Source organism: Streptomyces alboniger (assembly GCF_008704395.1).
GTDB classification, from domain to species: domain Bacteria; phylum Actinomycetota; class Actinomycetes; order Streptomycetales; family Streptomycetaceae; genus Streptomyces; species Streptomyces alboniger.
Genome location: NZ_CP023695.1, coordinates 7,850,336 through 7,870,852 on the forward strand (window position 1 = coordinate 7,850,336; position 20,517 = coordinate 7,870,852).

Genomic DNA, 20,517 nt, shown 5'->3' on the forward strand with positions numbered 1-20,517 from the left:
CAGCCGTCAGCGCGTTGCAGGAAGCGGAAGTGGCGGCTGCCTACGCTGCTTCGCCCGCAGCTCGGAGCGTCGACCCGACGATGCTGCCCTGTCTGGATGAGCCGTGGAAAGAACTCCTCGCCAGGCGTGCATTCGCCGTCGCCGAGGACTGGCGAGGTCAGATCGACGGCCTCGACCTCACTCCCACCTTCCTGCTCAGCAAGCGAGAACCAGCACGTCGCCACGAGCGAACCGGCCCTGTCCCGTTCGGGCCTTCCGCGGTCCCGCACCAAGGTCTCCAACTCGCCGAAGGGGAGTCAGGAGAGCGAGGACGAGAAGCGCAGCCTGGTACCAGAAGCCCCGGCGCCTACGCCTCAGGATCTTCCGGCCCGTCGGCGCCTTCATTGGCCGGAAACTGTGCGGGCGTCGTCCGGTAAACAGGGATCGTTCTCCATTTGTCTGCCGTTGGCTGGTGGATAGTTGGAGCGAGGAGCGCACGCGTATGACTGTGTACTTCGTCGGCGCCGGGCCCGGCGCGGCGGATTTGATCACCATCCGGGGTCGAGACCTCCTGGGTCGCTGCGGTCTGTGTCTCTATCCGGGGAGCATGACCCCCATTGATCTGCTCGCCTTCTGCCCGTCGGATGCGACCGTTGTCGACGCATCGAGCCTTCCGCTCGGCGAAGCCTTGGCGCGGATGGTCTCGGCGCATCGGCGGGGCGTGGACGTCGTGCGCCTGTGCTCGGGGGACCCGTCGCTCTACAGCACGCTCGCCGAGCAGATCCGCATGCTGGACAAGGAGGACGTGCCGCACGTGGTAGTACCGGGCGTGTCCGCATTCGCGGCCTCCGCTGCCGTCTTGGGCCGTGAGCTGACCGTTCCCGGAGTTGGGCAGAGTCTGGTCATCACGCGGGTCAGGTCGCGGCCGGGCTCGATGCCCGAGGGGGAGACGCTGTCGAACTTCGCGCAGACCGGGACGACGCTCGCGATCTACCTGGTGATCAATCATGTGGACCAGGTCGTCGAGGAGCTGCTTCCGTACTACGGCGCCAACTGCCCAGCGGCGGTAGTGGCGTTGGCGAGTCAGCGCGGTGAGCAGGTCGTGCGCTCGACGCTCGCGTGCCTGGCTCACGATGTGCGTGAGGCCGGAGTGACACGCATCGCGACGCTGCTGGTGGGCCGGACCCTCGAAGCCGAGGGATTCCCGGACAGCTTTCTGCACTCCGATACGAATGGATGAAGTCGCTTGATTCCCGCAGCTCGTCTTTCACATTCCGTGGCACGACCCTTGTCGGCCGAGCTTGATCTGGCGGAGCGCCGGGTGGTCGTGTTCGGAGGGGAGCCCGCTGCCCTGCGGTACCTCGCGCGCCTTGGCCGTACCGGTGCGCACATCACAGTCGTGGCGCCTGCCGTGTGCCCCGCGATCGGAGCCATGGCGCAGGCGGGACGGATCCGGTGGCACGAGCGGTCATGGCAGCCAGAGGACCTGGACGACGTCTGGTACGCGGTCGCCTGCACCCCGGAACACAACGAGGCCATCGCCCTGGCCGCCGAGCACAAGCGGGTATTCTGCACCCGCGCGGACACGCAGGGCGCAGCGGACGTCCGCCCGGACCATCCGGCTCAGGGCGTAGCCCTGATCGGCGCCGGACCAGGAGATCCGGACCTGATCACCGTGAGGGGCAGGGAGCTGCTCGCCACCGCCGACGTGGTCATTGTCGACCGGCTGGCACCGCTCGCGTTGTTGGCCGACCTCCGGCCGGGGGCGGAGATCATCGACGCGGCCAAACTGCCCTACAGCCGGACCATGGCCCAAGAGCACATCAACGAGGTCATGGTCGACCGTGCCCTGTCGGGACGGTTCGTGGTCCGACTCAAGGGCGGAGACCCGTACCTGTTCGGATGCGGCTTCGAAGAAGTCTCCGCCTGTGCGAAGGCGGGCGTGCCGGTCACCGTGGTACCCGGAGTCAGCAGTGCACTGGCTGCACCGGCGCTGGCGGGAATCCCGGTGACCCACCGCGGCATGGCCCAGGAAGTGACCATCGTCTCCGGGCACGTACCCACCGATCACGCCGCAAGCCTCGTCGACTGGTCCGCTCTCGGCCGGCTCAGGGGCACCCTGGTCATCCTCATGGGCGTCACGCACGTGGCCAAGAGCAGCGAGCTGCTAATCCGAGCGGGACGGGACGCGGCCACACCGGTCGTCGTCGTCCAGGACGCCGCCACCCGCTTCCAGCGCGTACTGCGCTCCACGCTGGCGGACCTCGCCCAGGACTGCGCAACTCACCACATCGCACCACCCGCCGTGTTCGTCGTCGGCCCGACGGCAGGACTGGAAGCCCCCCAGGCGCAGGACGCGGCCGAAGCACCGCACACGCTCGTGCCCTGAGGGAAAGCTGTCCGGCGTGGCGCCGATGGAAGCGTCATCTACCGTGAGGCCCCTTACCACGGACCGTAGTGTCAACAGGCGGCAGTGGTGGCGCAGGACGCTGCTGAAGCCGTTGGCGCTCATGGCGAAGTGCCCCAAACTTGCGGGGGATGCCTGCGAGGTTCCGCCTTCCTCGACATATCTGCTCCGCTGCTGCGGGGCGAGCTCGCTGACGGTGCACCGCATCACCGCCGGTGCCGTCCTACCGGAGGGACGCGCCCGCACGCGGGGTGCAGCCTGGTCGAGGGGGTGCGCGGGTTGCGGGGCACCCTCGGGCAGGAGGGTGCCCCGCAGTCCACACCGCGCATTACTCAGGGTGCGGTCTCGTTTTCCCGGGTCACCTGCGCCGGGCTCGACGCACTTCGGCCTGTCCTGTCTGTGCTCCGCTGCTGTGACCCTGGACGATCCACGCCCTGGCCGTCCTTGCGGTTCGCCTCAGCGGCTCGCCTGTCGAGCTTCTTGTGCCTGGCCATCTCAGCTCCTCGTGCAGGGGATATCTGGCGCCACGGATGCCGTGCAGTGACAACAACCGTGCCTTCAGGCAAACAGCGTGGCGCCGGATGCGCGACTTGGCGCTGTCTGAACTGCGGTTTGTGCGCCGAGTTTCCACTGAAGGAGCGTGCTGTAGCAGTAGGTGAGTCTTGCGCCGACCTTGTAGGTCACCAACACTTCTCGACGTCGTGACCGAGGCATACAGCGCCGGGCGCCGGGCCACGGTCACCGAGATCGGCGCCCTTTCTGACGAGGCCCGGGCCGATGCCCCAGTTGGTGAGCATGCGGATCACGTCCAGCTTGTGGTGGTCCAGGAGGTGCGACTCGTCGATCTCGACCGCGGGGTGCGGCAGTGCTCGTGGGCCTCGGCCGCCAGCGCGGCGTGCGCCTGAGCCGCACGAGCTGAACGGGTGCGCCATTCGGAGGTGCGCCTGATCAGATGCTGCTCCTGCGTGGCATAACCAGCAAAGCAATGACCCTTGTCGAGGAGGTTTCAATGTCCCGATCCGCGACGGCCGGTACCGTGCGGTCTGTTGTTCTGAGTGCAGCTGCTGCTGTCGCAGCCACGGCGTGCCTGCCCGCAGTGGCTGCGACAGCAGTCGAGCCCAAAGCCTCTCTCACCATCAACTCCGGCACGCTGAAGCCCAAGGTGCGGGCTGCGTGGCTCAATATGACGGCAACGTGCCACAGTGGCGGGGAGGCTACCTTGGCCTATGCCGTGGCGAATGTACATGGCCGCTCGTACGCATACGAACGGGAAGTCGCGGGCGAGGTCCTCAACGATGCCACCCCGACCAATGTGGGAGACCCCGTTCCCACGTACAAAAAGGTGACCGTGGTGTGTGACGGGAAACCACACGACCTCAAGGTGAAGTTGCGGGCGAAGTCGACCGCCTGGCCGGCCGCTGGCACCGGCAGGGCGGGGGCAGCTCTGAGCAAGTCCGGTTCGAGAATCGCCGAAACGAAAACTGAGGTGCCCTTCCGCTTTGAGTAATGAGTAACCCTCTGCCGTGACGCGTCGGGGCTGGCCGGGCGCCGGCCTGTACTGCTGAGCCGGGCGACCCGGGTCTGCCGGCCTGTTCGGGTTCGGTTCCTAGCACGTACCACTGTGCCAACCCTGCTGCACGTACAAGGTGACCTCTGGCCCTTCATCGGTGGTCTGCGTGATTCGATACGCCTCGACTGCGGACGCGACATCGTGCCTATCGCCCTCGATCACGGCCGGATCACCCGGGCGGGCCTCAATCCGAACTCGACGGGGCTCCAGAAACGTGCTCATGGCCCGACCCTAGGTGCGTGAAAAGCACGCCCTGCAGAGCAGCAGAGCACGCCCGACCTTGGCTGTCGGCGACCGCCCATCTTTGTCGGACTGTTCGGGCTTGCTGGTCTCGGGCCGAGAAGCGGCCCGGGACCAGGGGATCAGATGGCCTGGCGGCCGAAGTCGGCCCAGGGGGAGGTGCCGGGCTGCACGGAGCGGGCTTCGTCGGCGACGACGAGGTCGGCGGGGCGGGTGCTGTGGCGGCGGTGCCGGACGATGGACATCAAGTACCAGAGCGACGTCACTCAGCTGATCCCGCTGGTGGACAAGGGTCCGGTTGTGGCCGGACACGTTGGCCGGCCACGGCGCAGGCCCGACATGCTCCGACCGTCTTCACCGATCGAGAGCACCTGGTCCGAGCCGTCCGCAGTGGCATGCACAGAATCCAGTACATCCCGTCCCTCATTGATGGCTGCCTTGCCGGCACCGGCCTCATGCCATGAGGCCATGAGACCAACCTGACAACCCTTCGGAAAGCTCAGTGACAGGGCATGCGCGCGGGTGCTGGAGGAGGTGTGCTGAGCCGTTCCTTCCATGACGCCGGAGGTATGCCATGCGCATGCGCGCTGCCCTCACAGTCATCATCCTGGCCAGTACTCTGACTCTCTGCGGCTCCACAGCCACCCATGCTGAGCCGCTCCCCCCGATCTCGATTCCTGAGATCGAGCTTCCCGAGGTCCCCGGGTCGAGCCGCTGACACGGTCGTAGTGGGGGATTCGATCAGGAGCCATACGGTCAGGCCGGGCGGCCGACTGCGGGCGCTCGGACTGATCACCCATCCGGCCGACCGTTGGCGAGCGCCTGGTCGGGCCCCCGTGTCTTTGCCGCCTTCCGTGTCGTTCAAGTCATTCGCCCTCAACGACACGATGGCGAACGGGCGCAGGCATGCGCGGTGCTGGAGCACACAGCGTTCCGCGGCTTCGCCGAGGTTGTGCCACACGTGCCACCGACCGGCACGCTGGGCCGCGTTAGGCACACCTCGTCGGGCGCCTTCGGCATAGACCGCGGCACGGTCGCGACAGATGACCTCGATGCCGTCGCGGTCGGCGAGCCAGGCGGCGAGTGTGTCGGCGTTCCGGTCGGGCAGCAGGTCGACAGGGCGGCGGGCGTCCCTGCGCGGCGACGTCCGCAGTGTGCGCGGTGTTGCGTGAGTGTTGCCTGAGACAGGGTGGTTGACTCGAATGCCCCGGCTCCAGCCGGAAGTAATCGGAAGGGTCCGCCTTGTCGAATGCCCAGCGGGCAAAGACTCGACAGGTCCGGGGCCCCTCTGGCCCCGCGCCGCCGCCGTCACTCAATAGGACACCCACCCGGTGGAATGACGTCGGTTCACCGCGCCGAGCGACACGCGCGCGAGCACTGTGTCGTCGCAGTCGACCACCGTGAAGGCGAAGGCCGAACCGGCAGCCCCCTGGTCCCTCCGCTCTTCGATCCACTGAGCTGAGGAGCGGGATGAATCCATCGGCTCTCGCTGCTCTGCCGGTGCACGCTCATACACACGTACATGCTCATACACACGTGCATGCTCATACACACGTACATGCTCATACACACGTGCATGCTCATACTCATGCACATGCGCGCGCTCATGTTCAAGCGCATGCGCGAATCGGCGAACGCGGTCTTCAGCGAAGTCGCGTCGCGCGGCACCCACTTGCCCGGCACCAGGCCGGACAAGGTCTCCACACGATCAAGCACCAGCCGACCCTGCCCCCTCCGCGGCCACCTCTCATGTCGTTTCCGGCCGCCCGGCGAGGGGCACGGGAGCCACCCGGGACGGCGGGCGGGGCGTCCGTTGAACGGCCCGTTGTGGTCCCCCGTGACAGTGACCCAGCGGCCGGCCGGGGGAGTCCGGCCGCTGGGAGACAACGGCGACTGCGGGCGTCGCAGCCCCGGACGGCCTCAGCGCCGGGGCAGCAGCGCCCCCGCGCCAAGGGCCATGACCACCAGCAGACAGGCGGCGCTCAGCAGGCTCTCCCTCATGCCCGACATGAAGTCGCCGGCGAGGAGCGCGCCGAAGGCGGCGATGCTCACGGCTCCGCCCGTCTGGCGACTGGTGTTGAGCAGCGCCGCCGCCGTGCCGGCCCGCTCCGCGGCGACGCTGTCCAGCATCAGGGAGGTCAGCGCCGGCATGGCAAGGGAGCCCCCGATGCCCAGCGGGATCATCAGCAGGGCGGTCGCCCACGGCGGCGTGCCGGGGTCGATGGGGAGCAGCACGCCGCAGCCCAGCGCGACGATCAGCAGTCCGGCGATGACCACGGGCCGTCGGCCGAAGCGGGTGACCGCCCGAGGCGAGAGATAGTTGACATTGGCGGTGATCAGCGCCATCGGCACGAACATCAGGCCGGCCGAGAGCGCCGACTGCCCCCGCTGCTCCTGGAAGAAGAGACTCAGCACGAACACCCCGCCGTAGAAGGCGGCGTTGAGGGCGAAGCCCGAGATCACCGGCACGGTCACGCCGCGCAGCCGGAACAGCTCCAGCGGCAGCATCGGATCGCGCCGCCGGGCCTCGATGGCCACGAAACCGGCCGCGGACAGCACCGCGATCACGGTCGCGGCAAGGACGGTGCCGGTGAACCCGTCGTGCCCGCCCTCGATCACGGCGAAGGTCAGCGCGGCCAGCGACAGTATGGCGGTCACCTGTCCCGGCAGGTCGAACGCGACGGAGTGGCGCGGGGAGCGCGTCGCCCGCATCAGAGCCAGGAACCCGATGATCCCGGTGGGCACGTTGAGGCAGAACACGGCGCGCCAGCTCCACTCCGTGGTGAGCAGGCCGCCCAGGACGGGCCCCGCGGCGATCGCCACCGCGCCGCCGACCGTCCACAGCGCGATGCCACGCGCCCGCTCGGCAGGATCGGAGAACGCCTGCCGGATCAGTGCCAGCGAGGAGGGCACCATGACCGCCGCCGCGCTGCCCTGCACCACGCGGGCCGCGATCAGCACCCCGAGCGTCGGCGCCGCCCCGCAGGCCAGCGAGGCGAGAGTGAAGACGCCGAGCCCCCAGCCGTACGCGCGTCGCGCCCCCACCGCGTCCGAGAGCGCGCCGGCGGAGAGCATCAGCGCCGCGAACATCAGCGTGTAGCTGTCGACGACCCATTGGAGACCGGACATCATGCCGCCGAGGTCGGCCCGCATGGCGGGCAGCGCGACGTTGACGCCGGAGACATCGATCGTGATCACGAAGAAGCCGAGGACGGCGGCGACCAGAGCCGCGCGAGGGGAACCCGGCCGTCCCGGGGCGTCCTCGGGGGATTCGCCCGCCTCAGCTGCCGTGTTCGCGCCGGACTGCGTCGTACGCATGGTGCACTGCTCCTCACCGCGGTGTCGCTGGGAATACGTCAAGCAGCGTGCCCTGCCCGAGCGCCTCCTGGCAGGCCGAGCTGTGCGGGGGAGTGCTGTGCCTGGCCCTGATACGGCCTCCCTGCCCGCGACACTCTTTGCGAGAATGAACGGATGAGCGAAGGTACGGAACTGGGCCGTTTTCTCCGCGCCCGCCGCGGGCAGGTGCGCCCCCAGGACGTGGGACTGCGGACCGGCACGGGCGTCCGCCGCACCCCGGGGCTGCGCCGCGAGGAACTGGCGACCCTCGCCGGGGTGAGCGTCGACTACTACACGCGTCTGGAGCGCGGCCGCGAGACGCGGCCCTCACCCGCCGTGGTCGCCGCGCTCGGCGAGGCGCTCCAGCTCTCCGACGACGCGCTGCACCGGCTGCACGAGCTGGTGGCGCTCGCCGCGGGTCAGCCGCCGACGCCGTCCCCGGGACCGGCGCGGACGGTGCGGGAGTCGTTGCGCGTCCTGCTGGAGACGGTGCGCCCCGCCCCGGCGTACGTCGTCAGCCGCACCAACGACGTACTGGCCGCCAACCGGCCCGGTCTGCGTCTCTTCTCCGGCATCACGGACTGGCCGTGGGAGCACCGCAACATCACGCGCTACATGTTCCTGCACCCCATGGGCCGCAAGCTGTACCGCGACTGGGAGGAGATGGCGGCGCACAGCGCGGGCCACCTGCGCGCGGTGGCCGGCGCCGACCCGGACATGCCGGAACTGGCCCAGCTCGTGGGCGAACTCGTGGTGAAGAGCCCGGAGTTCGCCCGGCTCTGGGAGCGGTACGACGTGAAGGAGCGCGGCGGCGGCGAGAAACACTTCCGGCACCCGGAGGTCGGCTCGCTCTGCCTCTCCTTCGAGGTGATGACGATCTCCCGCACGGACGGTCAGCGCCTCGTCACCTACCAAGCCCCGCCCGGCACCCCGGACCACGACGCGATGCTGCTCCTTGACATGGCGAGCCCCGGGGAGGTGGCGCTGCCCGAGGGGGCCGAGCGGCAGGAAGGGGCCGAGCGGTAGCGGGCGCGCGCCGCCCGCCCGCACACACCCGATCCGCCCGTCCGTCCAGGAGGTAATTCTCCTGGACGGACGGGCGGATTCGTTTTTCGCGCCGGAATACGGATTTCGCGCCGGAATAGGGGAGAACCGGCACGTGTCGCCGCCGTGCAATTCAGCGAACGCCGCCGCGGTATCGGCGGTGCGCGGCGCGGCGTCCGTTGTGCAGCTAGGTGCACAACAGCTTGCTGCACGCGGCGCGGGTAGCGAGCCAACTCGCTGATGGGGCACTGTGATTCGCGTGCTTGCCGGACGGTTGTGCCGGGGCATCTCCAGCGCCATCGGAGGTCCGCCCGAAGGATTCGTTGCCGACGCATAAATGCTGCGCTGAGTAGAACGAATTGAGGAACGATGCAAAGTCTTGACATGCTGGCCGAGATAACCACTGATTCCGTGGTCGAAAATTCACCGGGTGACATCGGCGGGCAATACCGTACGCACGCGGCGACCACCCCCCACGGGCTCATGAGCGAGCTGCCGCTGAGCCGGGCCGCGGCCCGTTCGGTGAGCGACGGCCGCCTGCTGACCCGCCGTGTGCTGAGCGGCGGCGACGACCGGCTGCTCGCCGTGGTCGGGCCGTGCTCGATCCACGACGTGAACGCCGGTCTGGCGTACGCGAAGTCGCTCGGTGAACTGGCCGCCGACCTCGCCGACGACCTGGCGGTCGTCATGCGGGTGTACGTCGAGAAGCCCCGGACCACGGTCGGCTGGACCGGGCTGCTCACCGACCCGGCTCTCGACGGCAGCCTGGACGTCAACCACGGGCTGCGTACGGTGCGGACGCTCATGCTGGAGATCGCCGAACAGGGGCTGCCCATCGCGACCGAGTGGCTGAGCCCGTCGGCTCCGGTGTACCTGGCCGACCTGATCTCCTGGGGCGCCATCGGTGCGCGGACCGTGGAGAGCCAGGTGCACCGACAGCTTGCGAGCGGCCTCCCCATGCCCGTGGGCATGAAGAACGGCAGCACCGGCTCCGTGGATGTCGCCGTCGACGCCATCCGGTCCGCAGCCGCGCCGCACACCTACCTCGGCGTCGACCGGGACGGCAGGGCGGTCACGCTGCGGACGACCGGGAACCCCGACTGCCACGTGGTGCTCCGGGGCGGTCCTGGCCGGCCCAACTACTACCCCGAGAACGTGCGCGAGACGGCACGGCTCCTGGCCGCGGCCGGGCTGCCGACCGGCCTGGTCATCGACGCCAGCCACGGCAACAGCGGCAAGGACCACGAGCAACAGGCCGTGGTCGCACGGGAGATCGGGGCGCAGGTCGCGGCCGGCAACACGGACATCCGCGGCGTCATGCTGGAGGGCTTCCTGATCCCCGGGCGCCAAGAACTCGGCCTCCAGGATCCCGTGTTCGGCCAGAGCGTCACCGATGCCTGCATGGGCTGGGACGCCACCGTGGCCGTGCTCCACGACCTCGCGGCCGCGGCCCGTCAGCGCCGTGCCGTGACGGCCGCGGCGCGCTGACCCCCTCATCACCCTCCGCCCCGCGACTCGGCGGAAGGAACAGGAGAGCGAGCATGCTGCATATCCCCGCGCTGGGCCCGACCGGGCCCTACCGGACCCGCAACCGCACCACCGTGCCGGACGCTTCGGGCAGCCCGGCCCTCGAACTGGCGTCAGTCCCCGGCCTGGTCGTCTCCCACTGGATCGACCAGCTGCGCGCGAGCGCGCCCCTGCCCGTCGCGGACACGGCGGAGGTGCTCGGGAAGGCAGCCGACGTCTTCGAGGCCCAGGAGATCCTGGGAGACGACCTGGCGGCCCACGAGCGGCGGACGTCGGCGCTGACGGGCACACCCGTCACCGTCGTGCGCGAGTGCGACCGGCTCATCACCGAGACCCTGCGCGACGTGGGACGGGCGCCGTCAGCGGCTCGGCCCACGGGCTGCGCCCCGGTCGGCACCCCCCTGCCCGCCGCGCCGTCGGCAGGCGCCGCGTGGTGCCGCACCGGAGACGTCTTCGCCGTGCACGCGGCCGGCAACAGCCCGGGGGTGCACGCCATGTGGCTGGAGGCCCTCGCGCTCGGCTACCGGGTCGTCGTCCGCCCCTCCACCCGGGACCCGCTCACCCCCTTCCGCCTCGTCACCGCGCTGCGGCAGGCAGGGGTGCCGCCGACGCAGCTGGTCGTGGCGCCCTGCGACCACGCGACGGCGGATCTGATCATCGAGCGCTCGGACCGGGCCCTGGTGTACGGCGGTCAGGACGTCGTGGACAAGTACCGCAACCGCGGCGACGTCCGGCTGCAAGGCCCGGGCCGTTCGAAACTGGTCGTGGCCGCCGACGCGGACCGGGGCGTCGGTCTCGGCCTCGCGCGAACGGGTGCGCTCTATCACGCGGGCACCGCGTGCACCGCGACCACGGGCGTCCTCGTCGAGCGGGACCCGACGGAATTCGCCGGTGAACTGGCCGCCGCGCTGCGCCAGGCGGCACCGGCCCACCCCCTGAACGACGCGGCCCTGCTGCCGTGCCTGCCGCAGACCGAGGCGGAACGCCTCGCGGCGGCGGTCCTGGACCGGACGAAGGACGCGGTCGTGCACCTGGCCCCGCGAGTCGAACGGCTCGGTGGCGAGGGATCCCTGGCGACCGTGACGCCCGCGGTCGTGGAGCTGGAGTCCCCGAGGAACCCGCTCCTCTCGTACGAGGTGCCCTTCCCCTGTGTGTGGGTCGCCCCCTTCGAGCGGCGCGCCGTGGACGTCCTCGACGACTCGTTGGTCCTGTCTCTGCACACCGAGGACATGGCTCTTGTCGCAGAGGCGACGGAACTCACGGCGGTCTCCAACGTGTACCGGAGCAAGCCGACCTCCTGGCTCCATCCGGACGTGCCGCACGACGGGTTCCTCGGGGAGTTCCTGATGCGGGCCAAGGGGCTGGCCCACAGCCGCCGGTGAACAGCCGTGCACGGACGGCCCGCACTCAACGCGAAAAGGAGTGGCAAGTGAAGATCAACTCCAGGGATGACCTCGACTTCATGGAGCGGATACAGCAGGAGGTGACCGCTCACCGCGGCGCGGCCCGCTCCGATGAGGCCTACTACGCAGCGAAGCTGGCCGAGGTCTGGCACCGTGCGGAACAGACGGCCGCCTACGCCTCGCTCGGTACGTTCTCGACGCGGGCGTTCCTGGATCTGCGCGCGACGTCCAAGGACGACCTCAAGGCCCGGCCCCTGGACTTCCTGCGGGTACCGGTCGACGCAGGTCTGAAGTACTACCAGACGACAGGGACGACGGGGGCCCCCACGCCCACGCCCCGCACGGCCCGGGACATGATCGCCAACACCGTGTCCGTCGCCGAGGCCTGGCGCCCGATGCTCGCCGGCGGCGGACACCGCGCGCTGATCCTGCTGCCCTCGGACATCGTGCCGGTGGCCGACCTGATGGTCGGCGTCTGCGAGTTCCTCGGAATACCACACGTCAAGGCCTACCCGTACACCACGGGGATCTCCGACTGGGACCGCATCGTCGGCCTGTGGGAGGTGTTCCGGCCGACCGTTCTCTTCGTCGCGCCCGGCGTACTCCTCGAATTCTCCCAGGTCATCAAGAGGCGCGGCCTCCTCGACCGGCTGCGCCCGTCCGTCGAACTCCTCATGCTGCTCGGGGAGGTGAGCACCCCCGAGCTGCGCGCCATGACCGGCCAGTGGTGGAACGCGAGCGCCTACGACGCGAGTTACGGCAGCACGGAGAGCGGCACCCTGGCCGCGTGCTGCGCGCAGGACCGGCTGCACCTGCTGCGCGGGGCCAACTACTTCGAGATCGCGAACGCCGACGGCATCGTGCCCCCCGATCCCGGGCGCGACGGCAGGCTCGTCGTCACCCCGCTCAACAACGACGCCCGGCCCCTCCTCCGGCTCGACATGGGCGACGAGGTGTCCCTGACCGACGGCTGTCCCTGTGGTGCGACCGTCCCGGTGGTCACGGTCCACGGCCGGGGGAGCGACGGAACCGAGATCAAGGGAAGCCGGGTGCGCACCCGCGACCTCGAAGGCATCGTCTACGCGAACAGCGACGTCATGGGCTACCTGATCGAGGTCGACCGGCAGGCCACCTGGGCCAGGTTGCTCCTCGAACGGGACCCGGGCACCGACCGGGAGGCCGAGTCCGCGAAGAGCGACCTCGTCCAGCGGCGCACGGGCGAATCCCTCGGCTTCCGCTGGGACGAAGTCCGGTTCGTCAACCGGCTGCCGGTGACGACGAAGAGCGGCGGTTCCCAGAAGAGCTGGAAGCGCTCCAACTTCCGCGTCGTCGACGAGGTGGTGCCGGCATGACGTACGACGTGCTGCGGAACTCGTCCGGTGTCGTCTCCGGGGAGTCCGACCTGTGGTGCACCTACGCGGCCGTGCGGACCCTCACCTGGCTCGGCCGCATCGGTGACCTGCCCACCCCCGGGACCGTCGGCGGTTTCCTCGCCTCCCGCCAGAACTCCGACGGCGGTTACGCCTGGTCGGCCGGTATGACCTCCGACGCCTGGGCCACGTACTACTGCACGCAGGCGATGGCAGACCTGCCGGAGGGCAGTCGCGGCACCGTCGGCAAACCGAGTTCCGCATGGGTGTGGAGTGCCGCGCACGAGGACGGCGGGTTCGCGATGATGCCCGGTCAGGCGTCGGACGTGTGGGCCACCTACTACGCCGTGCGCACCCTGGTCGAAATCTGCGATGAGCGGCCACCCGAGGCGCTGTTCGACTGGCTGGCTGCGCTACAGGCGAAGGACGGCGGACTGGCCTGGAGCCCGGCCCACGCGAAGGACGGCGCGTCCGACGTACGGGCCTGCTACTACGCCATCACCGCCTGGAGCACGGCCACCGGTGGACAGGGCCCGCTGCCGTGGGACCGTGAGCGGCTCACGAACTGGCTCAAGGACCGGCAGGGCGCGGCCGGTGGATTCACCTTCCAGGAGGGCGACGGGACGGACTGCCTGTGGGCGACGTTCCGTGCCACGAGCGCGCTTCGGCGCCTCGACGAGGCCCCGCGGGACCCCGAGAGGTGCGTCGCCTGGATCCGGGGCAGGCTGCGGCCGGGCGGGTCGTTCACCCGGTGGCCCGGCTATCCCGTGCCGGACGTGTGGGCCGCGTTCTGCGGAGTGGGTGCGCTGCGGGAGCTGGGCGCGGGTCTGGAGGACCTCGCCGACCGGGTGGTCGAAGCGGTGTTGTCCTTCCGGACCGGCCAGGGCGGATTCACCTACCGCACGCCCGGCCTCGCCTCGGACGTGCTCACCACCTCCGCCCACCTGCTGGCCGGCCACTTCTCCGACACCGGGGAACGGGACGCCCTGCGGTGGATGGAGAGCTGTGTGCTGCCGAACGAGCAGGGAGTCATGTACATGCCTGGTCGGGGGAGTGAGGTGCGGTGCACGCTCTGGGCTCTGTCGGCCGGGGCGTTCCGGGACGACGATACGGCCCGCGCCGGGATCGCGGACTGGCTCGCCGGCTCCATCCAGAACCCCGACGGCGGGTTCGGCTACTGGGAGGGCCGCGCGTCGGACATGGTGTCGACGTCCGCGGCCGCGGAGATCCTCCACTGGACCGGCGGGAGCTCCGCCGCCTCCCTGCGGGGCATCGCCGAGTACGTCGCCGCCTGTGAGACGGCACCCGGCCAGTACGCCAACGTGCCCGGTGGCCGGCCCACGCTGCGCGCCGCCCTGCAAGCACTCAGGGCGCTGCACCGGACCGTCGGGGCGGACGGCGCTCGCGTCGGCGACGCGCTCGCCCGGCACCGGGTCCGCGGCGGCGGATACGCGAACGAGGGCAACCGGGTCCCCGACCTGCTGAGCAGCTACGAAGCCGCGGTGGCGGCGGACACGTTCGGCCTCGAATGGGACGCCGGCCATCTGACGACGTTCCTGGACAGCGTGCGCACGGCGGACGGCGGATTCGCCTGGACCCCCCTGATGGCCACGAGCGGCGGCCCGCTCGCCGACTGCCTGGGACGGCGCCTGGAGCTGCGCCTCTCGCCCGGACAGCACGGGCTGCCACCCCTGGCCCTCTCCTGAACGCCACGGATGAATGCCACGGATGAATGCCACGAATGAAAGGCACGGAGCCTTGCCGACCGTCGATGTGACCAGCACCCCGCTCACCCCCTCCGCGCGGCTCAAGGCCGCTCTCCGTCTCACCCGGTGGCTGGCCGCCCACGGTTCGGAGCCCGCGCACGTCGTGGTCACCTTCCGTACCGCGCAGGCCATGACGTACTTCGCCGGCGGAATGCCGCTGACGAAGTACGAGGACGGCACGGGTGAGGACCGGCACGCCCGATGGGCATCCGTGATCTGCCACATCCACCCCGACCGCGACCCCACCTACCGGGCGGAGCTGGCCGAGGAGATCAGGGAGGCGCTCGGCCTCGCCGCGGACACCGCCCACCTGATGGTCCGGTTCGAAGCCACGCAACCCGACCGGGTGCTCTACCTGGAATCGGGGTCGATGACGAATGGCCGCCCGCTACCGGCCGGCCACAGCGAAGAGAAAGGTTCCCGCCATGCACACAGTTGACCGGACCGAGATCAGCATCCGCGTCCTGGCCCTCCTTGAGAAGCGCTTCGGCGACGCCGCCCGCTCGCTGGCCCCGGACGCCGACCTGTCCGACGCCCTGCCGGGCTTCGACAGCCTGGTGGCACTTGAGTACGTCACCGCTGTCGAGGGCGAGTTCGGCTTCGAGGTCGACTTCGTCGGCGACGACGTGCGCTATTGGTTCAGCACCCTCGCCCGGACCACCGAGTACGTGCGCGAGCGCGTCGAGGACCAGGCGGCATGACGGAGACGGTGGCTCGCACGGCGCAGGGCCCGGTCGGCGGCCGCGAGGAGATCCGCCTGGACACGTCCGGCAGCACGGGGGCCGCGCGTCCCTGGTTCCGGCTCCCGCACCAGATGGAGCGCGAGGTGGAGCTGATCGGCGCGCACCTCGTCGGCCCGGTCGACCGCGTCATCAACTACGCCCCACCGCACCACCTGTTCGGCGCGCTGTTCGGGCAGTGGCTGCCGCGCCTGGCGGATGTGCCCGTCCACCAGGCGTGGACCGACCCGTTCGAGCCCCCGTCGGTCTCTCGCGGCGAACGCGTCCTGGTCGTCTGCATCCCGATGGCCTGGGAACTGCTGCGCCGCGCCTGGCCCGCGCTGGAGGGCGCGCACTCGATCGTCGCCCTGCACAGCTCCGCGACCCCGCCGCACGCCGCCCACGAACTCGTCCGCCGAGCCGCTCCGCTGCTCCGGGCCCACGAGATCCTCGGGTCGACCGAGACCGGCGGCATCGGCCACCGGCCGCTGGCCCCCGTGGGCAGCGGCACCGACCCGTGGCGGGCCTTTCCCGATGTGACCTTCGTCCGCCCCGCCGACGCACCGGCGGGAGGAGCGGAGGAACTGGTGATCCGTGGCCCGCGCCTGGCCCGCCCGGAGCACGGGAGCCGGCCGCCCGCCCAATGGGCCACCGGCGACCTGGTGGAATTCACCGCCCCGCGCGCTTTCCGGCTCATCGGCCGCAGCGGATCCTTGATCAAGGTGAATGGAATCAAAGTGCATCTCGCCAGGGTCGACGAACAGTTGAACTCCCGTCTGCCGCGGGCGGAATGCGTCGCACTGCCCCTGCCCGACGACTCGCTCGCCGGAGAGGGATACGCGGTCTTCTGGTCCTGCCCGAAAAAGGGAGTGGGCGTCGCGGACATCAGAGCGGCTCTCCGGGATTTCCCGAGCCCGTCGCGGATCGTCGAATTGGCGGACGTACCGAGGACGCCCACCGGAAAACCGGATCGAAAGGCGTTATTGGCCACGCTCTGACCACCCCCCACACCCACCCGCTTCCCGCAGTTCGTCAAAGGAAATTCGATGGTGCCCAGGTTGATCGTGGTGACCGGTGCGAGCGCCGGCATCGGCAAGGCCACGGCGAAGCGGTTCGCCGACAACAACGACAAGGTGCTGCTGATCGCCCGAGGACGGGACCGGCTCACGCGAGCGGTCGAGGAGATCGAGGCGAGCGTCCCCGGAGCGGACCTCGAACCGCTCGCCCTCGACCTCTCCGATGCCGCGTCGGCGCAGACCCTCCAGCACCACATCAAGGCGACCGGTCTGCCCGTCAACAGCCTGCTCTGCTGCGCCGGTTCGGTCCCGCGGTCCGAAGGCGGGCCCGAAGGCACGGACGTGGCGGCGACGCTGACGGAATGGCAGGAGGCATACGAGGCGAACGTCCTGACCTCGGTCATCGCCGTGGAAGGCCTGCTCCCCCTCATGTCCGACGGCGGCAGTGTCGTGCTCTACAGCTCCGTCGCCGCCTACCGGGGCTCCGGCGGAACAGGTGGATACGGCGCCGCGAAGGCGGCCCTCCACTCGTACGTCCACACCCTCGCGACGCGGCTGGGTCCGCGCGGCATCAGCGCCAACGCCATCGCGCCGGGATATGTCGCCGGCACCGAGCTCTTCGGCGACGGCCTTCCCGCCGCGCGGGAGACCATGCTCGTGCGGCAGACCGCCCTGCGACGCGCCGGAGAACCGGCCGAGATCGCCGAACTCGGTTTCTATCTGTGCTCACCGCCCGGCGGCTATGTCACCTCGCAGATCCTCCAGATCAACGGCGGCTCGCATCACGGCGCCTGAGGACGCCGTCGGCTCCGCCCACCCACTCCCCACCCCTCACCCTTGACGAAGAAAGCACGGTGACACGCGATGAACGCCCGCGAACAGGCCGACGCGCACGTCCGAGCCATGATGCGCTGGCACTTCGACCCGGCCACAGGCTCCCGGTACTGGCTGGACCGCCGCGACCAGCTGGGTTTCGACCCCGTCGAGGACGTGCGCCGCGTCGACGACCTGCTGTTGTTCCCCAACCTGGTGGACGAACTCCGCGAAGTTCCGGTCGAGGACCTCGTCCCCCGCGGCCTGGACGCCACGGAGAAGGTCTTCGCCGTGTACGAGAGCGGTGGCACCACCGGGGCTCCCAAGCGCTTCGTGATGTTCGAGAACTGGTTCGACCAATACATGGCGTGGGAGAACTCCCAGTACCCCGACGACGGGGAGGGGCACGCCCTGGCCGTCGCGCCCAGCGGCCCCCACATGCTCGGCGAGTACTCAAAGAGGATCGCCGAGGCCAGGGGAGGCATCAGGTTCTCCATCGACATGGACCCGCGCTGGGTGAAGCGACTGCTCGCCGCCGGTGACACCGCCGGCGCCCGCGCCTACGTCGACCACCTCGTCGACCAGACCGAACTGGTCCTGCGGTCACAGGAGATCGCCTTCCTGATCACGACGCCTCCACTCCTCGCCCGGCTCGCCGAACGGCCCTCGGCCCGCGCCCTGATCCAGGAGAAGGTGCGCCTGGTCATCTGGACGGGGGCGCACATGGACCCCGACACCCTCGACTACCTGTCCACGGAGCTCTTCCCCAAGACGCGGTTCCGGGGGTCGTACGGCAGCACCTCCGTCCTCAGCGGCACGGTGCAGCGCCCCGATCCGGAGGGTACGGGGGACGCGGTCTTCGACTCGTACGCGCCCTTCGTCCTCTACCGCGTGGTCGACCCCACCACCGGCCGGCCGGTCGAGTTCGGGTCGGAGGGAGCCGTCGTCATGAACTACCTCACCAAGTACGGCCTCGTGCCCAACAGCCTCGAACGCGACCTGGCCACGCGGGTCCCCAGCCCCACGGGCGCCGGTGACTCCCTGCGGAACATCCGTCCGGTCGCCGAGGTGGACGGCCAGAAGATGATCGAAGGCGTCTACTGACCCATGTCCGCGGCCTCACATCTCGAACTCGACGGAACCGGCCTCACGCCTCGCGCGGTCGCTGCGGCCGCGCGCCGCGGCGGCCCCGACACCCGGGTGACCCTCACTCCCGCGGCGGTCAAACAGATGCACGCCTCCGTGGACCTCAAGGAGACGCTGCTGGCCCAAGAAGTCCCCATCTACGCCGTGACGACCGGCTTCGGAGACAGCTGTGTGCGGCAGATCGCGCCCGACAAGGCGCACGAACTCCAGCGCAACCTCGTGCTCTACCACCTCAACGGCGTGGGCCCGACGGCCGTCCAGGCGGTCACCCGGGCCACGATGCTCATCAGGGCCAACGCGCTGGCCAAGGGCGCCTCGGCGATCCGGCCGCAGGCGGTGCACACCCTCCTCGCGTGCCTGAGCCGGGACATCCTGCCGCTGATCCCCGAACGCGGGTCGGTCGGCGCCAGCGGTGACCTGGTACCCCTGTGCTACCTCGCCGCGGCACTGATCGGCGAAGGGCAGGTCCTGCACCGCGGCACCGAGCGCCCGGCGCTCGCCGCCCTGCGCGACGAGGGCATCGAGCCGCTGCGACTCGCGCCCAAGGAGGGAATCGCGCTGATCAACGGAACCTCCTTCGCCGCCGCGTACGCGGTCCTCGCCGCCGCGGACGCGAGGGAGCTCGCCTTCGTCGCCGAACTCGCGACGGCCATGACACTGGAGGCGCTGCACGGCAACGCCTCCGCACTGCACCCCTTCGTCCACGACAACAAGCCGCACCGGGGTCAGGTCCATTCCGCGAGGGCCATCAGGACCCTGCTCGCGGGATCACGCCTCGCCACGTCCTTCGACGACATCCTGGTGCGTCGGGAGAAGCTGGCCGGGCGGGGTTACCTTCAGCTGAACGAGAGAATCCAGGACAAGTACTCGGTGCGCTGCGCCCCGCAGATCATCGGCATCGTCCGTGACACGCTCGACTGGACGGAGAGCTGGCTCGGCACCGAGATCAACTCCGCCACCGACAATCCCCTCTTCGACGTCGACGAGGCCGGGCTCCATCTCGGCGGAAACTTCTACGCGGGCCATGTCGGGCAGTCCATGGACAGCCTGAAGACGGCGGTGGCAGGCCTGGCCAACCTGCTCGACCGCCAACTCGCACTCGTCGTGGACGAGAAGTTCAACGAGGGGCTGCCGCCCAACCTGGTCGCCCCGCGCAGCCCGGACGACCCCGAGGCGGGCCTGCACCACGGCTTCAAGGGCATGCAGATAGCGGCTTCCGCCGTCACGGCCGAAGCACTCAAACAGACGGGCCCGGTATCGGTGTTCTCCCGCTCCACGGAGGCGCACAACCAGGACATCGTCAGCATGGGCACCATCTCGGCCAGGGACGCGCGCACGGTCAACGGCCTGGTGCGGGAAGTGGCGGCCATCCATCTGCTCGCGCTCGCCCAGGCCCTCGACCTGCGCGGCGTCGAGAAGGCGTCACACGCCGTCCGGGCGGTGCACGAGCTCATCCGCGAGCACAGCGCCTTCGTCGCGCACGACCGGCGCCTCGACCACGACATCAAGGCCGTGATCGGCCTGATCGAGACGGGAGCGCTGCGGCGCGCCGCGGGGCTCGGGGACGAGGACTTCGCCGAGGGCCGAGAACTCGCCGACGTCGCGCCGCGCGGGTGACGTCCGGGACCGGGCGGCGAGTCGGCATCACGAGAGCAGCATCGCGGTGGGCGCGGTGCGTCACTGAGGAGGAAGAACGCGTGTTGAAGAAGAAGACGTGCGCTGTGTTCGGCGCGGCCGCGAGCGGGGTGCTGGCCCTCGGCATATCCACCGCGCTCACCGTTCCCGCGCAGGCCTCCTCCCAGGAGGTCATCCACCTGGCCGTGGGCAACAACGGAGTGGTGCACACCGATGTCGGCACTCCTGGTCTGAGCGTCGGCGACGAATTCGTCTACGCGGACAAGCTGTTCCAGGGCGGCCGGCAGATCGGCAAGGACGGCAGCTCCTGCCAGGTGACCGAGTTGCGGGGCTCGGAGATCACCACCAACTGCGTGCTCTCGGTGCAACTGCCGAAGGGCCAGATCACCGCGCAGTCCCTGTGGGTGAAGGGCAGCGACACGGTGCGGATGGCCATCACCGGCGGCACCGGCGCCTACCGGGGCGCCAGGGGTGAGCTGACATGCGACGACATCCAGACCCCGAAGGAGACGTACCGCATCACGCTGGACAGGTGAGCTGACGCCG

At 69.9% G+C, this 20,517-nt stretch carries 18 protein-coding genes and 1 pseudogene; 16 read left to right on the forward strand and 3 right to left on the reverse strand.

The features are described from left to right. The first annotated feature begins 481 nt into the window (after nucleotides 1-481). From CP975_RS34325 to CP975_RS34340, 4 genes are all read left to right on the forward strand, one after another. Nucleotides 482-1,219, forward strand: coding sequence for a cobalt-precorrin-4/precorrin-4 C(11)-methyltransferase (locus tag CP975_RS34325; protein ID WP_055527522.1), 738 nt, complete (start codon nucleotides 482-484; stop codon nucleotides 1,217-1,219). Between the two features lie 9 nt (nucleotides 1,220-1,228). Then, on the forward strand, nucleotides 1,229-2,368 hold the full coding sequence (cobA, locus tag CP975_RS34330) for a uroporphyrinogen-III C-methyltransferase (RefSeq protein WP_213083940.1): 1,140 nt from the start codon (nucleotides 1,229-1,231) through the stop codon (nucleotides 2,366-2,368). A gap of 719 nt (nucleotides 2,369-3,087) precedes the next feature. After that, nucleotides 3,088-3,291, forward strand: coding sequence for a hypothetical protein (locus CP975_RS34335; protein ID WP_150477726.1), 204 nt, complete (start codon nucleotides 3,088-3,090; stop codon nucleotides 3,289-3,291). A 47-nt stretch (nucleotides 3,292-3,338) separates the two neighbouring features. Then, nucleotides 3,339-3,893, forward strand: coding sequence for a hypothetical protein (locus tag CP975_RS34340; RefSeq protein WP_150477727.1), 555 nt, complete (start codon nucleotides 3,339-3,341; stop codon nucleotides 3,891-3,893). 425 nt (nucleotides 3,894-4,318) lie between these two features. Here CP975_RS34340 and CP975_RS35285 read toward each other — a convergent pair whose 3' ends face one another. From CP975_RS35285 to CP975_RS34350, 3 genes and pseudogenes are all read right to left on the reverse strand, one after another. Continuing rightward, the gene (locus tag CP975_RS35285) at nucleotides 4,319-4,462 is read right to left on the reverse strand and encodes a hypothetical protein (protein WP_167532638.1); all 144 of its coding nucleotides are present in this window, start codon (nucleotides 4,460-4,462) and stop codon (nucleotides 4,319-4,321) included. A 688-nt stretch (nucleotides 4,463-5,150) separates the two neighbouring features. After that, nucleotides 5,151-5,328, reverse strand: a pseudogene (locus CP975_RS36720) (transposase); the annotation flags it as partial. A 788-nt stretch (nucleotides 5,329-6,116) separates the two neighbouring features. Then, nucleotides 6,117-7,514, reverse strand: coding sequence for an MFS transporter (locus CP975_RS34350; protein ID WP_070321141.1), 1,398 nt, complete (start codon nucleotides 7,512-7,514; stop codon nucleotides 6,117-6,119). Between the two features lie 153 nt (nucleotides 7,515-7,667). On the opposite strand from CP975_RS34350, the gene CP975_RS34355 reads away from it, so the two are divergent. From CP975_RS34355 to CP975_RS34410, 12 genes are all read left to right on the forward strand, one after another. Beyond that, nucleotides 7,668-8,558, forward strand: a complete 891-nt coding sequence (locus CP975_RS34355; RefSeq protein WP_055527516.1) for a helix-turn-helix transcriptional regulator — start codon at nucleotides 7,668-7,670, stop codon at nucleotides 8,556-8,558. Nucleotides 8,559-8,960: 402 nt separating this feature from the next. After that, the gene (locus CP975_RS34360) at nucleotides 8,961-10,064 is read left to right on the forward strand and encodes a 3-deoxy-7-phosphoheptulonate synthase (protein WP_150477729.1); all 1,104 of its coding nucleotides are present in this window, start codon (nucleotides 8,961-8,963) and stop codon (nucleotides 10,062-10,064) included. Between the two features lie 53 nt (nucleotides 10,065-10,117). Next, nucleotides 10,118-11,485 carry an aldehyde dehydrogenase family protein gene (locus CP975_RS34365; protein WP_055527514.1) on the forward strand — a complete coding sequence of 456 codons (1,368 nt, stop codon included), beginning with the start codon at nucleotides 10,118-10,120 and terminating at the stop codon, nucleotides 11,483-11,485. 47 nt (nucleotides 11,486-11,532) lie between these two features. Next, entirely contained in the window at nucleotides 11,533-12,858 is a 1,326-nt protein-coding gene (locus tag CP975_RS34370) for a phenylacetate--CoA ligase family protein (RefSeq protein ID WP_055527513.1), read from the forward strand. Further along, entirely contained in the window at nucleotides 12,855-14,582 is a 1,728-nt protein-coding gene (locus CP975_RS34375) for a prenyltransferase/squalene oxidase repeat-containing protein (protein WP_055527512.1), read from the forward strand. The genes CP975_RS34370 and CP975_RS34375 overlap by 4 nt, the downstream gene beginning before the upstream one ends. Nucleotides 14,583-14,634: 52 nt before the next feature. Further along, nucleotides 14,635-15,081, forward strand: coding sequence for a hypothetical protein (locus tag CP975_RS34380; RefSeq protein WP_055527510.1), 447 nt, complete (start codon nucleotides 14,635-14,637; stop codon nucleotides 15,079-15,081). Then, nucleotides 15,068-15,343, forward strand: a complete 276-nt coding sequence (locus tag CP975_RS34385) for an acyl carrier protein (RefSeq protein WP_055527509.1) — start codon at nucleotides 15,068-15,070, stop codon at nucleotides 15,341-15,343. Before CP975_RS34380 ends, CP975_RS34385 begins: the two co-directional genes overlap by 14 nt. Next, the gene (locus CP975_RS34390; protein WP_055527506.1) at nucleotides 15,340-16,359 is read left to right on the forward strand and encodes an acyl-CoA synthetase family protein; all 1,020 of its coding nucleotides are present in this window, start codon (nucleotides 15,340-15,342) and stop codon (nucleotides 16,357-16,359) included. The genes CP975_RS34385 and CP975_RS34390 overlap by 4 nt, the downstream gene beginning before the upstream one ends. Nucleotides 16,360-16,407: 48 nt before the next feature. Continuing rightward, nucleotides 16,408-17,172, forward strand: a complete 765-nt coding sequence (locus CP975_RS34395; RefSeq protein ID WP_055527504.1) for an SDR family NAD(P)-dependent oxidoreductase — start codon at nucleotides 16,408-16,410, stop codon at nucleotides 17,170-17,172. A gap of 69 nt (nucleotides 17,173-17,241) precedes the next feature. Continuing rightward, on the forward strand, nucleotides 17,242-18,294 hold the full coding sequence (locus CP975_RS34400; protein WP_055527502.1) for a phenylacetate--CoA ligase family protein: 1,053 nt from the start codon (nucleotides 17,242-17,244) through the stop codon (nucleotides 18,292-18,294). 3 nt (nucleotides 18,295-18,297) lie between these two features. Beyond that, entirely contained in the window at nucleotides 18,298-19,953 is a 1,656-nt protein-coding gene (locus CP975_RS34405; protein WP_055527500.1) for an aromatic amino acid ammonia-lyase, read from the forward strand. An 80-nt stretch (nucleotides 19,954-20,033) separates the two neighbouring features. Further along, complete coding sequence (locus CP975_RS34410) at nucleotides 20,034-20,507, forward strand: allene oxide cyclase barrel-like domain-containing protein (RefSeq protein WP_055527498.1); 474 nt, start codon at nucleotides 20,034-20,036, stop codon at nucleotides 20,505-20,507. Nucleotides 20,508-20,517 lie beyond the last annotated feature (10 nt).